This window comes from Delftia sp. S65, assembly GCF_016516495.1.
In the GTDB taxonomy this organism is placed as follows: Bacteria; Pseudomonadota; Gammaproteobacteria; order Burkholderiales; family Burkholderiaceae_C; genus Comamonas; species Comamonas acidovorans.
Window position 1 is genome coordinate 104012 of the sequence record NZ_JACVUR010000004.1, and the last position, 13974, is coordinate 117985.

11 protein-coding genes are annotated in these 13974 nt (G+C 70.3%); 1 reads left to right on the forward strand and 10 read right to left on the reverse strand.

From position 1 onward, the window contains the following. Positions 1-6: 6 nt before the first annotated feature. A complete protein-coding gene (locus IAE24_RS05545; RefSeq protein WP_043822140.1) occupies positions 7-2274 on the forward strand; it encodes a xanthine dehydrogenase family protein molybdopterin-binding subunit in 2268 nt (755 codons plus the stop codon). Positions 2275-2336: 62 nt separating this feature from the next. On the opposite strand, the gene IAE24_RS05550 is transcribed toward IAE24_RS05545, so the two are convergent. The 10 genes from IAE24_RS05550 to IAE24_RS05595 form a co-directional block, all read right to left on the reverse strand. After that, positions 2337-3308, reverse strand: coding sequence for a LysR family transcriptional regulator (locus tag IAE24_RS05550; protein ID WP_012207421.1), 972 nt, complete (start codon positions 3306-3308; stop codon positions 2337-2339). A gap of 84 nt (positions 3309-3392) precedes the next feature. After that, positions 3393-4283, reverse strand: coding sequence for a DMT family transporter (locus tag IAE24_RS05555; protein ID WP_199959232.1), 891 nt, complete (start codon positions 4281-4283; stop codon positions 3393-3395). Then, positions 4280-5275: a LysR family transcriptional regulator gene (locus IAE24_RS05560; RefSeq protein WP_199959230.1), complete on the reverse strand. Its 996-nt coding sequence runs from the start codon at positions 5273-5275 to the stop codon at positions 4280-4282. Before IAE24_RS05560 ends, IAE24_RS05555 begins: the two co-directional genes overlap by 4 nt. After that, positions 5272-6252, reverse strand: a complete 981-nt coding sequence (locus tag IAE24_RS05565) for a quinone oxidoreductase family protein (RefSeq protein ID WP_199959228.1) — start codon at positions 6250-6252, stop codon at positions 5272-5274. The genes IAE24_RS05560 and IAE24_RS05565 overlap by 4 nt, the downstream gene beginning before the upstream one ends. A gap of 131 nt (positions 6253-6383) precedes the next feature. Next, the gene (locus IAE24_RS05570) at positions 6384-7502 is read right to left on the reverse strand and encodes a porin (protein WP_199959227.1); all 1119 of its coding nucleotides are present in this window, start codon (positions 7500-7502) and stop codon (positions 6384-6386) included. An 83-nt stretch (positions 7503-7585) separates the two neighbouring features. Beyond that, positions 7586-8584, reverse strand: coding sequence for a Bug family tripartite tricarboxylate transporter substrate binding protein (locus tag IAE24_RS05575; protein WP_199959225.1), 999 nt, complete (start codon positions 8582-8584; stop codon positions 7586-7588). Positions 8585-8630: 46 nt separating this feature from the next. After that, positions 8631-9704 (reverse strand): CobW family GTP-binding protein, encoded by a 1074-nt coding sequence (locus IAE24_RS05580; protein WP_199959223.1) that lies wholly within the window; start codon positions 9702-9704, stop codon positions 8631-8633. Further along, positions 9701-10066 carry a hypothetical protein gene (locus IAE24_RS05585; protein ID WP_199959221.1) on the reverse strand — a complete coding sequence of 122 codons (366 nt, stop codon included), beginning with the start codon at positions 10064-10066 and terminating at the stop codon, positions 9701-9703. The genes IAE24_RS05580 and IAE24_RS05585 overlap by 4 nt, the downstream gene beginning before the upstream one ends. 8 nt (positions 10067-10074) lie before the next feature. Next, entirely contained in the window at positions 10075-11871 is a 1797-nt protein-coding gene (locus tag IAE24_RS05590; RefSeq protein ID WP_199959219.1) for a hydantoinase B/oxoprolinase family protein, read from the reverse strand. After that, positions 11868-13964 (reverse strand): hydantoinase/oxoprolinase family protein, encoded by a 2097-nt coding sequence (locus tag IAE24_RS05595; RefSeq protein ID WP_016450909.1) that lies wholly within the window; start codon positions 13962-13964, stop codon positions 11868-11870. The genes IAE24_RS05590 and IAE24_RS05595 overlap by 4 nt, the downstream gene beginning before the upstream one ends. Positions 13965-13974: the final 10 nt, after the last annotated feature.

Below are 13974 nucleotides of genomic sequence, written 5' to 3' on the forward strand. Positions count from 1 at the left end.
CGCCGCATGCTGACCACCTTCAACCCCGCCGAACTGCCGCGCGCCCTGCAGCACATCCTGAACCGTGGCGAGGCCGCTGCTGCCATCGCCGACGCGCCAGCCCTTGCACAGATCCCCCGCCGCAGCTTCCTCAAGATCGCCGGTGCCGGTTCGCTGGCCCTGGGCGTGTTTCCCGCCATGGCGCAGGCGCCGGGCAAGGGCGAGGCCGCCGGCCTCAAGCCCACCGAGCAGCCCGCCTCCTTCGTGGAGATCTCGCCCAGCGGCGAAGTCACCGTGGCCATCAACCGCCTGGAATTCGGCCAGGGCGTGCACACCGCCCTGCCCCTGGTGCTGGCCGAGGAGCTGGACGCCGACTGGAGCAAGGTCCGCGCCCGCCTGGGCGGCAACGATGCGGCCTATGCCGATCCGCGCTACGGCATCCAGATGACGGGCGGCTCCACCGCCCTCAAGCACAGCTACACCCAGTACCGCGAGCTGGGCGCCCGTGCGCGCGCCATGCTGGTGGCCGCCGCCGCCGCGCAGTGGAAGGTGGACGCCGCCACGCTGCGCACGCGCGAGGGCTTCGTGCTCGGCCCCAACGGCAAGAAGCTGTCGTATGGCGAGCTGGCCCAGGCCGCCATGGCCCAGCCCGTGCCGGCCACCGTCGTGCTGAAGAATCCCAAGGACTTCCGCCTGATCGGCAAGCCCACGGGCCGCATCGACGCCCGGGCCAAGAGCAGCGGCCAGCAGAGCTTCGGCATCGACATGCACCTGCCGGGCCAGCTGACGGCGGTGATTGCACACCCGCCCGTGTTCAAGGCACAGCTGGCCTCGCTGGACGACGCTGCGGCGCGTGCCGTGCCCGGCGTCAAGGCGGTGCTGCGCGTGCCCGTGGACGGTGGCGGCGAAGGCGTGGCCGTGATCGCCACCGGCTACTGGCCTGCGCGCAAGGGCCGCGAGGCGCTCAAGGCGCAATGGAACACCGACGCCGTGGAGAAGGTGGACAGCGAACGCCAGCTGGCCCAGTACCGCGAACTGGCCGCGCAGCCCGGCGCGCGCCACTTCGACGCCGATATCTCGGCGCTGGACAAGGCGCCGCGCCATATCGAGGCCGAGTTCAGCTTCCCCTACCTGGCCCATGCGCCCATGGAGCCGCTCAACTGCACGGTGCAGATGGGCGAGACCGGCGAGGCCGGGGCCGACCTCTACCTGGGCACGCAGTTCGCGGGCGTGGACGGCATGGCCGCCGCGCGCGTGCTGGGCCTCAAGCCCGAGCAGGTGCGCGTGCACGTGCAGATGGCCGGCGGCGGCTTTGGCCGCCGGGGCGTGGGCACCAGCGACTATGTGGTCGAGGCCTGCCAGGTGGCGCTGGCCGCGCGCCGCGCCGGCCTGAACGCCCCCGTGCGCATGGTCTGGAGCCGCGAGGACGACATCAAGGGCGGCTACTACCGCCCCATGCACCTGCACCGCGCGAAGATCGGCTTCGACGAACGCGGCAAGGTGCTGGCCTGGGACCACGCCATCGTGGGCCAGTCCATCACGGCGGGCACCATGTTCGAGGGCGGCATGATCAAGAACGGCATCGACGCCACGGCCGTGGAGGGCATGCGCGAGCCCTATCCGCTGCCCATGCGCCTGACCGTGCACCACCCCAAGGTCAACGTGCCCGTGCTGTGGTGGCGCAGCGTGGGATCGACCCACACGGCCTTCGTCATGGAAACGCTGATCGACGAGATCGCGCGCAGCAGCCGCCAGGACCCCGTGGCCTACCGCATGCAGATGTTCGGCGACAAGCACCCGCGCCATCGCCTGGCCCTGCAGCTGGCCGTGGACAAGAGCGGCTACGGCAAGCGCCAGCTGCGCGCGGGCCGTGCCTGGGGCGTGGCCGTGCACGAGTCCTTCGACACGGTGGTGGCCTATGTGGTGGAGGCCTCGGTCAAGGACGGCCGCCCGGTGCTGCACAAGGCCACGGCCGGCGTGCACTGCAACCTGGCCGTGAACCCGCGCACCATCGAGGCGCAGGTGCAGGGCGCGGCGCTGATGGGCCTGTCCATGTGCCTGCCCGGCGCGGCGATCACGCTCAAGGACGGTGTGGTGGAGCAGAGCAACTTCGGCGACTTCGCCGTGCCGCGCATCACCGACATGCCCGAGATCGCCGTCCACGTCGTGCCCAGCGCCGAGCCGCCCACGGGCATGGGCGAGCCCGGCCTGCCACCGCTGGCCCCGGCCTTCGCCAACGCCGTGGCGCAGCTCACGGGCAAGCCCGTGCGCAAGCTGCCGTTCGATCTGGCGTGATCGATCTGGCGTGATCGATCTGGCGTGATCGATCTGGCCTGAACGGCCGGACCTGATCCCGGTCAGCCCCCGGAAAGGGCGGCGGCACCTGCGGCCGCCGCCCTTTCCAGTTCTTCCATGGACAGCAGATAGTCCGGGCAGTCCTGCAGCCGCTGCACGGCCAGGTCGATGAAGGCACGCACGCGCCGGGGCAGCGCGTCGCGGCTGCCGTAGTAGACATGCAGGCCGATGTGCTCGCTGACATGCGCCAGCAGCACGGGCACCAGGCGCCCCGCGCGGATGTGCGCGGCCGCGCAGATGTTGGACAGCTGGCCTAGCACCTGGCCGGCCAGCACGGCATGCAGCTCCAGCTCGGCATCGTTGGTGGACAGGGCCGGCTGCAGGTAGCGGTGCGTGAGCTCGCCATCGACCGGCAGGTACCAGGGCATCACCGTGTCCGTGGCCGCATGGCGGAACATGCTGCAGCGGTGCGCGGCCAGCTCGTCCAGCGACCGGGGCACGCCATGGCGCTGCAGGTACTGCGGCGCCGCGCAGACGATGAGCTGCACGGGAAACAGCCGCCGCCCGATCACGCTTTCATCGGGCGAGGCGCCGATGCGAAACCCCGCATCGACCCGGTCCAGCACCCAGTTGCCTATGCCATCGTCCAGCCGCACATCGGGGACGATGCCCGGGTGCAGGCGGCAGAACTCATCGAGCAGCGGCATCAGCACGGGCGCAAAGCAGGACTTGGGGCCCACGATGCGCAACGGCCCCGCAATGCCCTCGCGGCTGTCGCGTGCCAGGTTCAGTGCGCGGTCCAGCGCGGCCAGCGCCGGCTGGGTGTCCTGCAGGAAACGCTGGCCCTCCTCGGTCAGCGCCAGGCTGCGCGTGGTCCGGTGCAGCAGGCGCACGCCCAGGTGCTGCTCCAGATGGGCCACCGCCTGGCTGGCGGCCTGGGGGCTCACGCCCTGGGACAGCGCCGCCTGGCGCAGGCTGCCCAGCTCGACCGCCTTGGCAAAGGTGGCGATGGCACGCAGTTCATTGATGGGCATGTTGCGGAAATCCGGTATTCGTGGGCTGACAGTGCCGCAGTATCCCGCCTTTGCGCATGCCCTGCCCGCGGCTTGCGGGGCAAGCTAGCGCCCCTGGCGCGCCAGCCACACGCCGGCTGCCGTCAAGGCCATGCCCGCCAGCGCCAGGCCGCCCAGCGTCTCGCCGAACATGGCCCAGGCGATCAGGGCCGTGGCCGGCGGCGTCAGGTAGAACAGGCTGGCCACGTGCACGGCGCCGCCGCGGCGTATCAGCAGGTTGAGCAGGCTGACCGCGCCCACGGACAGCACCAGCACCAGCCAGCCCAGCGCGAACAGGAACTCGCCGCTCCAGCGCACCTGCATGGTTTCCGTGGCCAGGGCCAGCGCCCCCGTCGCCACCAGGCAGGGCAGGTACTGGATGACCGAGCCCGTGCGCAGATCAAACGAGGGGCAGAACCGCTTCTGGTACAGCGTGCCGGCCGTGATGCCGGCCAGCGCCACCACGGCCGGCACCAGCATGGCCAGCAGGGCATGGAGCGGCACCGAGGCGATCTTGCCCGCCACCACCAGGGCCACGCCCGTGAAGCCCAGCGCCAGCCCGGCCCACTGCCGGGGCCGCACGGACTCGCCCAGCAAGGTGCCGGCCACCAGGGCCGTGATCAGCGGCTGCAGCCCCACCACCAGGGCCGTCACGCCCGAAGGCAGGCCGTGGGCGATGGCCGTGAACACGCCGGCCAGGTACACGCCATGCACGAACAGCCCTGACACGCCAATGTGCAGCCACTGGCGTGCCGAACGCGGCCTGGGCGCGCGCAGCACCAGGGCCACCGCCGCCATCAGCACCAGGACGATGGCATAGCGCAGCGTCAGAAAGGTCAGCGGCTCCACATAGGGCAGGCCGAACTTGGCGCCGATGAAGCCCGTGCTCCACAGCAGCACGAACAGCCAGGGAAGCAAGGCGGCCGCCATGGCGGGCGGCAAGGTTTTTTGGGTCATGGAGCGGATGCGCAAGACGATAGGGGCGGCGCCAGTGTGTCATGCCCCGTGCGCCAGGGGCTGCGCGTGGCAAACCACCGCACCAGGCAGTCGCGCAGCGCCGTCATGGCCGCGCTGCTGAACGCCGCCGAGGGCCGCACGAAGTAGATGCCCGAGGCGCCATCCAGGCGCCATTGCGGCAGCACCCGCACCAGCCGGCCTGCGGCCATGTGCTCGCTCATCAGCCAGTCGCCGCCGGCCAGAATGCCCACGCCCATGACGGCGGCCGTGAGCAGGGCCTCGCTGTCATTGCTGACCATGGGGCCGCGCACCAGCACGGTGTGCCGGGCCTGGCCCTGAGGCACATCGCCCGATGCGCCACCGTGCACCAGCTCCCATTGCGGAAACGATTGCAGCCCCGTGAAGCCCAGGCAGCGGTGCGCCGCCAGGTCCTCGGGGTGCGCCGGCGTGCCGTGGGCCTGCAGATAGGCGGGCGCGGCGCCCAGGATGCGCTGGTGCCCGCCCAGCCGCAGCGCCACGAGACGGCTGTCCGCCAGCCGGCCTATGCGCACCGCCGCGTCGAAGCGCTCGCCCACGATGTCCACGAAGCGGTCCGCATACTCCACCTCCAGCACGATCTGCGGATGGGCCAGCGCAAACTCGGCCAGCAGCGGGCTGAGCCAGCGCCGTCCCATGGCGGCCGGCAGCGACAGCCGCAGCCGGCCCCGCGCCTGCGAGGCGCCCTGGGCGGCCTCCTTCTGGGCATCGGCGATCAGGCCGGCCGCCTGGCGCACCTTGTCCACCAGGCGCAGGCCCTCGTCGGTCAGGTGCAGATGGCGTGTGCTGCGCTCCACCAGCCGCACGCCCAGCCGGGTCTCCAGCGCGTTCAGGCGTTTGGACAGCACGGACGGATGGCGCAGCAAGGCCCGCCCCGCCGCAGCGAAGGAGCCTTGTTCATGCAGCGCCACCAGGGCCGCCAGTTCATCGGCGTGCTGGCTGTCCAGAAGGTTCATGGGGTCAGGATGATCGCACCTTGGGAGCGTCCCTGCTCCAGATCGCCATGCGCCTGCGCCACCTCCGCCAGCGCATACCGGCGCCAGACGCCGGGCACGATGATGCCGGCCGCCACGGCGGCCAGCACATCCCGTGCGCGCTCCTGGTACTCGGCCGCCGTGGCCGTGTGCGCGGCCAGCGAGGGGCGCGTGAGGAACAGCGAGCCCTTGGCATTGAGCGTGGCCACCGAGATGGGATCGGGCAGGCCGGAGGTCGCGCCGAAGGACACCAGCAGGCCGCGCGGGCGCAGGCAGTCCAGCGAGGCGCCCAGCGTCGTGCGGCCGATGGGGTCGTAGACCACGTCGGCCTTCAGGCCCCCGGTGGCCTGCAGCACCTGGCCCGGCAGCGTGGCCGCATCGAACACGAAGACCTCGTCGCAGCCGGCCGCCCGCGCGCGCTCCACGCTGGCTGCCTTGGACACCACGCCGATCACCAGGGCGCCCAGGTGCCTGGCCCAGGCACACATCAACTGGCCCAGCGCACCGGCGGCGCCATAGATCACGATGCGGCTGCCGGGGCCCACGGCATAGGTGGTCTTGAGCAGGTACTGCGCCGTGATGCCCTTGAACAGCACGGCCGCCGCCGCGTCGTCCGCCAGCGCATCGGGCAGCTTCACCAGGCGCTCGGCCGGATACAGGCGGGCGCTGGCATAGGCGCCCAGCGGCCCCGTGGCGTAGCCCACGCGCTCGCCCACGGCCACATTCGTCACGCCCTCGCCCACGGCGGCCACCCGCCCCGCGCCCTCCAGCCCCAGGCCCGAGGGAAAGGCGATGGCGACAGCGCCCTTGCGCTGGCTCACGTCCAGCGGGTTCACGCCGATGGCCGTCTGCTCCAGCCAGACCTGGCCGGGGCCGGGCGCCTGCACCTCGACCGGCTCCAGGCGCATGGCGTCGGGGGTGCCTGCGGCGTCCATGCGGACCTTGATCAATGGATTCATCTCGCTGCTCCGTGAAATGAGTGCAGCGTAGAAGAAGCGATTGACGGCAGCAATAGGCCGGCGTGCAGTTCACTGCTGCATGGGGTGCAGCAATGACCACGAGCCAGCGCGCACGCAGCCCACGCTGCCCGTCAAAAGTCGTGCCGGAGGCCCAGCTCGAAGGCCGTGGAGGCGCGCCCGCCAAAGTAATTGGCCGCGGCCGGATTGCCGCTGACTGCCGCACCCCCGGCAATGGCGAAGGCCGCCCCATTGCGGTTGGACATGCGGGCCGCATGCGCGTACAGCGCCGTGCGCCGCGACAGCGAGTGCACATAGCCCAGCGCCCACAAGTCGGCATCGCTGGCGCTTTGCGCCGCCGTTGCGCCCGTCTGGTCGGCCTTGACGTAGCTGAGCTTGACCACGCCGCTGCCCACGGGAACGCTCATGCCCACCAGGGTGTTGACCGTGCGGTCCACGCCATGGACCCAGCGGCGCTGGGCCAGGCTGGCCTTGAGCCAGCCGAAGTCGTAGGAGACACCGTAGCTCTGGTCCTTGAAATGGATGCCGCTCAGGGTGTTGCGCGTGGTGAACTGCGCGCCCGCCACGTTCCAGCCCGCGCCCGCCCAGCCCAGCCGAAAGCCGTTGCCGCGCGTCTGGCCTGCCGCCGTGGCGCCCTTCTCGCCCAAGGTGGCGATCAGGCTGCCGAACACGCCCTGCAGCCCGCCCAGGCCGGCCGGCAGGAAATACTCCACCGCATTGCTCACGCGCAGCGTGGGATTGGCAGCCTGCGACTCCGGCGCCGTGCCGAAGGCCTGTCCCAGCGCGCGGGAAGCCGTGAACGAGCGAAAGCCATTGGCGCTGCCGATGCCCAGCGTGGCAAACGGATCGAAGCCGCTCCACACCAGGTGCGTGGGCACCCAGTCACGCCCCAGCCGCAGCTCGCCCCATTGCCGCGAGGCCAGGCTGACCGTGGAGCGCCGGTCCCAGAACGGGCCGCTGGCGCCCATGGCGCCGGTGTCGGCCAGCAGGCTGCCGTCCAGGTAGAAGCCCGCGCTCAGGCCGTCGCCCAGGTCCTCCTGCCCCCGCAACACCAGCTTGCTGGTGGAGTTGGCGCCGCTGGCCTGCGAGGTGACCGTTCCCAGGCCCTGGTTGCGCACCTGCCTGACGCTCACATCGACGGTGCCCGAGATCGATACCGAGGACTGCGCGCCCGCATGCGCGGCGGCCAGCCCCAGCGAGGCGGCCAGGGCATGGCGTATGAATACCTGCATGTTGTCTCCTTGTGGTTTTTTGCTTTGCTTTGCTTTGCTTTTGCTCTTTGCTCTTTCTCGGGCGTGTGCCGGTGTCTGCCCGGCTACTCGGGCTTGAAGCCCGCGCCCTTGAGCAGCGCGGCGCTCTGCGCCACATCGGCGGCGATGAAGCGCTTGAACTGCTCGGTGCTCTCCGAAACCGTGTCGATGCCCAGGCTCGCGAAGGCGCCGGACCTGGCCAGCTCAGCCACCGCCGCGTTGGAGGCCTGGTTCAGCCGCTGCACCCGGTCGGCAGGCGTGTCCTTGGGCGCCCACAGTCCGTACCAGGACGTGTAGGCGAACCGCGGCAGGCCGCTTTCCTGCATGGTGGGAACCTCGGGCGCCAGCGGGCTGCGCTTGCCGGAGGTGATGGCAATCGGCCGCACCTTGCCGGCCTTGGCCAGCGGCAGCACGGAGACCATGGAGTCGAGCAGCAGGTCCACATGGCCGCCGCCCACATCCACCAGCGCGGGTTGCGTGCCCTTGTAGGGCACGTACTCGAGGCGCATGCGGCCCTGCTGGGCCAGCAGCAGCGTGGCCAGGTGGCTGGGTGCGCCCACGGCGGGAATGGCCGCCGTCCATGTGTTCTTGGCGCCTGCGGACAGCACCTCGCCCAGCTTGCTGTGGGGCAGCTGTGGCGAGATCACCAGCATCAGCGGCGCCTCGCCCACGCGCGCCACGGGGACAAAGTCGGTCTGCGGGTCATAGGGCGGATGGGCCAATACCTGCTTGGCCAGCACATGCGTGGCGGCCGAGAACAGCAGGGTGTAGCCATCGGGGGCAGCCGCCAGCACCGCACGGCCCCCCACCACACCGCTGCCGCCCACGCGGTTCTCGACGATGACCGTCGTGCCCAGCTGCTTGCGCAACTGCTCGGCGAACAGGCGCGCCGCGCTGTCCACGCCGCCGCCCGCCACGAAGGGGACGATGACCTTGACCATCTTGCCCGGCTCGGGAAAGGCGGCGGGCCCACTGGACGAGGCCATGCTGGCGATGGGCAAGGCAGCCAGCGCACCCAGTAAGGCGCCCAGCACCGGCCCCTTCAGCCGTGTCAGAGTTTTCATGCTTTGTCTCCTGTTTCTTTTGAAAATGGGCCGGCCGTTGCGTGGCTCAGCCCGGGTCCTGATTCGGCGCGCGCCGCCTGTGCCTGCGCACCAGCACGCTCAGCGTGTCGTCCAGGGCCTGGGCATCCAGCCCCCGCGTGATGAAGACGATGCGCGTGCGCCGGTCGGCACCCGGCCAGCGGTGCAGCGTCTGCGGCGGGGCGAACAGGTGCTGCACGCCATGGATGACCAGGGGCTGGTCCGGGTGCTCCTGCAGGTGCACGATGCCTTTGACGCGCAGCAGGTCATCGCCGCGCATGGCCGTGACCCAGTCCATCCATTCGCCGAACGCCTGCGCGGGCAGGGGCTCGTCGCGCTGCAGCACAAAGGACGAGATGCCGTCGCGGTGCGTGCCTGCCGGCGCAGTCACCGGAGCCATGGCCCGGTAGCCGGGCGCCTGGAGCATGCCCGCAGCGGCGTCCTCCTGCCCCGTCGCGCCTTCCGACATCAGCCGCTGCAGCAGCGCCACATGGTGGGCGGGGTCCATGCCTTGCGGCGCCTCGCCGTTGATGGCCTGCACCTGGGCCAGCAGTTGCGCAGCGGGCTGTGCGCCGCCCAGCAAGTCTGTCTTGGTCAGCAGCACCAGGTCAGCCACAGCCAGTTGCCGCACGGCTTCGGGATAGCCTGCCAGCGTGGCGCTGCCCAGCACGGCATCGACCGTGCAGGCCACGCCGGCCAGCGCATAGCGCGCCCGCACGGCGGGCTCGCCCAGGAAGGAGCGCAGTATCGGCCCCGGGTCCGCCAGGCCGCTGGTTTCGATCAGCACGCGGCGCGGCGCGCCCTGTTCGCGCAGGGCCAGGCGCTCCAGCGCCTCCACCAGATCGCCGCGCACGCTGCAGCACAGGCAGCCATTGGCCAGCAGCACCGTGTCCTCGCAGGCCAGGCTGGTCAGGTCCTGATCGATGCCGACCGCACCGAACTCGTTGACGATGACGGCCGTCCCGTGCAGGTCCGGCAGTGCCAGCAGCCGGTTGAGCAGCGTGGTCTTGCCGCTGCCCAGAAAGCCTGTGAGCACGGTGACCGGAATGCGCTGGCCCGCAGCTTCGGGCAGGGCCAGCAGGCTGGAGAAATGCCCGCTCATGACGCCACCCCACCATGCACCTCGGCGAACGAGCGCAGCGTGCGCTCCAGCCGCGCCAGCGCCCACTGCGCCACGGCCTGCGGCACCTCGTCCGAGCCCAGCGCATCGAGCAGGCCGCGCAGCGGCTGCTCGCCCTGCCCGGGTGCGGGCCGGGCACGGAACCAGGCCGCCACCTCGGGCTGCTCGCAGCGCTCGCCCCCGTCCTGCAGGTAGTCCACGATGTCCAGCTCGAAGTCCTCCAGCCGCAGGCTGATGCCGCCCGCCCCGCAGGCGCAGGCACCGCCCAGCGCGACATGGCGCAGCGCCAGGGCGCACCACAGGTCCCAGAGCCGGCCGGCCTGCAGGGCGTGGTCGGAGGCCATGGCCGTGCTCACTGCCCGTCCCAGGCCACGGCGGCAGCCGCTGCACCGGATGCACCGGGCACTCTGGGCGCACTGCGCAGCGCCTGCGTGCCCTCGTGGTCCACCTGTCCCTGGCCATCCAGCGCCACGCGGTAGACCTCGCGGGCCACCTGGGCGCTCACATAGCCTTCGCGCACGTCCTCGGCCACCTTGTTCAGTTCGCGCGCCAGCGGGTCGCCAAAGCCCCCGCCGCCGCCCGACAGCATGCGGTAGGCATCGCCGCGCTCCAGGCGCACGTTGAAGATCTTGGCGTTGGCATGGTCGGTCTTCCACTCGCCCTTGTGGCGCACGGCCAGGCCGTTGCCCATGGCGTCGCCGCCGCCCTCCAGGCCCCAGGGCTTGCAGTGCACGCGGTCGATGCGCGTGGTGACGGTGAAGGGCGACAGCGCCTGCACCACCATCTCCGCGCCCAGGCCGCCCCGGTACTGGCCCGCGCCGGCCGAGTCCTGGCGGATCTCGTACTTCTCCACCAGCACCGGGTACTTGGCCTCGAGCTGCTCGGTGGGGCTGTTGTGGGTGTCGCCGTCATTGATGCAGACGGTGACGGACACACCGTCCTCGCGGCTCTTGGCGCCCCAGCCGCCGCCCAGCGGGCCGATGCCGACGATGAACAACCGCCCGTCCTCGGGCGAGATGCCATGGATGTTGGGAAACACCAGGTCCGCATGGTGGCCTGCGATGGAGCGGTCGGGAATCGCCGGCGCCAGGGCCTTGAAGATGGTGTCGATCACCGTCATGGGGAAGGTCATCCACACGCGCATGGGATACGGCCTCTCGGCGCTGATCACCGTGCCCATGGGCATGATCACCTTGAGCGGCCGAAAGCTCCCGTCGTTGACCGGGTAGTCGGTCGGCGTGGTGAGGCATTTGTAGGCCACCTGCGCGCAGGCGATGCCCGTGGTGAAGCCGGAGTTGTAGAAGCCGCGCACCTGCTTGGAGACGTCCGACAGGTCCACCGTCATCTCATCGCCCTGCACCGTGACCTTGACGCGGATGGGAATGCGCTTGCCGATGTCCAGCCCGTCGTCGTCCATGAAGGACTCGGCCTCGTACACGCCATCGGGAATCGACAGCGTGTTCTTGCGCGCCACGGCCTCGCTGGAATCCATGATCTGCGCGATGGCGCCGTTGACCGCATCCACGCCATAGCGCTGCAGCAGTTCCACATAGCGGCGCTCGCCCGTGGTGATGGCCGTGATCTGCGCGCGCAGATCGCCCAGGGCCCGCTCGGCCAGGCGCACGTTCATCGCGATGATGTCGATCAGGTCCTGGTTGACCTCGCCCTGGCGCTGGTACTTCATGATGGGGATCTGTATCCCCTCGCTGAAGATGTCCGTGGTGACGTTGCCCAGCGTGCCGCCCACGTCCAGCCAGTGGGCCATGCAGCAGGTGAAGCCTTCGAGCCGGCCCTCATGGAACACAGGCATGGTGAACGTGAAGTGGTTCAGGTGGCTGCCGGTGGTGTAGGCATCGTTGGTGACCAGGATGTCGCCGGGCAGGATGTTCTCGTAGCCGAAGTGGCGGATCTTGGCCTTGACCGTCTCCGACATGCCGCGGATGAACATGGGCAGGCCCAGGCCGATGGACACCGTGTCGCCCTCGCGCGTGAACAGGCCGACCGTGAAGTCCAGCGCCTCGTAGATGATGAGGTTGTAGGCCGTGCGCGTCAGGTTGGTCTTCATCTCCTCCGTGACGGCGTACAGGCCGTTGCGGATGATCTCGACGGTGACCGGATCGACGGGCCTGGAGTCAGTGGGGTGGTTCATGTGCGGTCGCTCCCGATGTCGATTTGCAGGTTGCCCAGTTCGTCCACGCGCAGCCGGTCGCCGGGCTGCACGACGGTGGTGGATGCGTGTTCCTCGATCAGCGCGGGCCCCGCGATCTCGTTGCCCGCCAGCAGGCGCTCGCGCAGATGCACCGGCGTGTCCACCCAGCCGCTGGAGCGGAAATAGACGGGCTTGACCGTGCGCACGGAGGCACGGCTGGGCTCGGCACTGCCGCGCTCCACGCTGTGCCTGGGCGGCTTTTTCATCGTGCCCAGCACCGTGACGCGCAGGCTCACGAGGTCGGCCGGCTCCTGCGGGGCCGAGGTGCCGTAGCGCACCTTGTGCAGCTCGTCGAACTGGCGCTTGATGGCCGAGCGGTCGCGTCCCTCGAAGAAGGCCATGGGCAAGTCCACGGTCACCGCATGCTCCTGGCCCACGTAGCGCATGTCGGCGGCGCGCTCGATCACGATGCCGTCCGGCGCGATGCCGGACTGCGCCAGCGCGGCGCGGCCTTCGTCCTCCATGCTCTGGTAGGCGGCCTCGATCTCCTCGAAGGACACCTCGCCCAGCTTGCGGAACACCGAGCGCACGTAGTCGTAGCGCAGGTCGGAGAACAGCATTCCGTAGGCCGAGAAATAGCCGGGCGCATAGGGAATCAGCACCTTGCGGATGCCGATCTCGCGCGCAATGGCCGAGGCGTGCAGCGGCCCCGCGCCGCCGTAGACGACCATGGTGAAGCTGCCCGCATCCAGGCCGCGCTCGGTGGTCACGGCCTTGACGGCATGCGACATCTGCGTCACGGCGATGCGCAGGATGCCGTCGGCCGCCTCGGTGGGCTCCAGTCCCAGCGGGGTCGCCACGCGCTCGGCCATCTGGCGCTGGCAGGCGTCCATGTCCAGCTGCAGCTCGCCGCCCAGGAAATGCTCCGCGTCCAGCCGGCCCAGCACCAGGTTGGCGTCGGTCACCGTGGGCTCCAGCCCGCCACGGCCATAGGCCACGGGGCCGGGGATGGAGCCGGCGCTCTGCGGGCCCACGCGCAGCGCGTTGCCCGTCTCCACGCGGGCGATGGAGCCGCCGCCCGTGCCCACTTCGTGGATGTCCATCATCGGGATCTGTATCGGCAGGGCCTGCTCGTAGCCGCCGATCAGCGCCGAGCCCGTGGTCAGCGGCCGGCCCTCGCTGATCACGCCGGCCTTGGCCGTGGTGCCGCCCATGTCGAAGGCGATGGCGTCGCCCATGCCCAGTTGCGCACAGATGGCCTGGGCGCCGATCACGCCGGCCGCCGGACCCGATTCGAGCATGCGCACGCAGCCCACCTTGGCATGCTCGACCGGGAACAATCCGCCCGTGGACTGCACGATGTAGAAATCGCCCTCGAAGCCCTTGCCGCCCAGGTGGTTCTCCAGCTGGCCCAGGTACTGCGACACGCGCGGCCCCACATAGGCATTGGCCACGGCGGTGGACACGCGCTCGAACTCGCGGTACTCCTGCGACAGCTCGTGCGAGGCGCAGACAAAGGCGCCCGGCATCTCTTCCTGCAGGATCTGCTTGACGCGCTGCTCGTGCGCCGGATTGCGGTAGGAGTGCAGCAGCAGCACGGCCACGGCCTCCACGCCCTGCCCTGCCAGCTCGCGGGCCAGCTCGCGCACGGCCGCCTCGTCCAGCGGCTTGTGCAGGCTGCCGTCAGCGCGCAGGCGCTCGGACACCTCATGGCGCAGCGAGCGCCGCACCAGCGGCTGGTGCTTGTTGAAGAACAGGTTGTAGGCATCGGGCCGGTTCACGCGGCCGATCTCGTAGATGTCGCGAAAGCCCTCGGTGATCAGCAGCGCGGTGTGGGCGCCGTTGCGCTCCAGCAGCGTGTTGATGGCAATGGTGGAGCCGTGCAGGAACAGATGGCCGTCGCGCCAGTCGATGCCCGCGCTGTCTATCGTGGCCTGGATGCCGTTGACCAGCTCGCCATGCGTGGACAGGGCCTTGCCGAACAGCAGCCGGCCGCTGGCCTCGTCGAACGCCGCCATGTCGGTGAAGGTGCCGCCGATATCGACGGCAATGCGCAGCCGGGGCCGCTGCGAAATCGCTTGTTGGTTATCCATGAAATTCTCC

What these genes read in the sequence shown, in the direction of transcription:
- IAE24_RS05575 (WP_199959225.1), bottom strand. Translation starts at nt 8,584, where the DNA reads ATGAAAACTCTGACACGGCTGAAGGGGCCGGTGCTGGGCGCCTTACTG.
- IAE24_RS05560 (WP_199959230.1), bottom strand. Translation starts at nt 5,275, where the DNA reads ATGAACCTTCTGGACAGCCAGCACGCCGATGAACTGGCGGCCCTGGTG.
- IAE24_RS05565 (WP_199959228.1), bottom strand. Translation starts at nt 6,252, where the DNA reads ATGAATCCATTGATCAAGGTCCGCATGGACGCCGCAGGCACCCCCGAC.
- IAE24_RS05595 (WP_016450909.1), bottom strand. Translation starts at nt 13,964, where the DNA reads ATGGATAACCAACAAGCGATTTCGCAGCGGCCCCGGCTGCGCATTGCC.
- IAE24_RS05585 (WP_199959221.1), bottom strand. Translation starts at nt 10,066, where the DNA reads ATGGCCTCCGACCACGCCCTGCAGGCCGGCCGGCTCTGGGACCTGTGG.
- IAE24_RS05555 (WP_199959232.1), bottom strand. Translation starts at nt 4,283, where the DNA reads ATGACCCAAAAAACCTTGCCGCCCGCCATGGCGGCCGCCTTGCTTCCC.
- IAE24_RS05580 (WP_199959223.1), bottom strand. Translation starts at nt 9,704, where the DNA reads ATGAGCGGGCATTTCTCCAGCCTGCTGGCCCTGCCCGAAGCTGCGGGC.
- IAE24_RS05550 (WP_012207421.1), bottom strand. Translation starts at nt 3,308, where the DNA reads ATGCCCATCAATGAACTGCGTGCCATCGCCACCTTTGCCAAGGCGGTC.
- IAE24_RS05590 (WP_199959219.1), bottom strand. Translation starts at nt 11,871, where the DNA reads ATGAACCACCCCACTGACTCCAGGCCCGTCGATCCGGTCACCGTCGAG.
- IAE24_RS05570 (WP_199959227.1), bottom strand. Translation starts at nt 7,502, where the DNA reads ATGCAGGTATTCATACGCCATGCCCTGGCCGCCTCGCTGGGGCTGGCC.
- IAE24_RS05545 (WP_043822140.1), top strand. Translation starts at nt 7, where the DNA reads ATGCTGACCACCTTCAACCCCGCCGAACTGCCGCGCGCCCTGCAGCAC.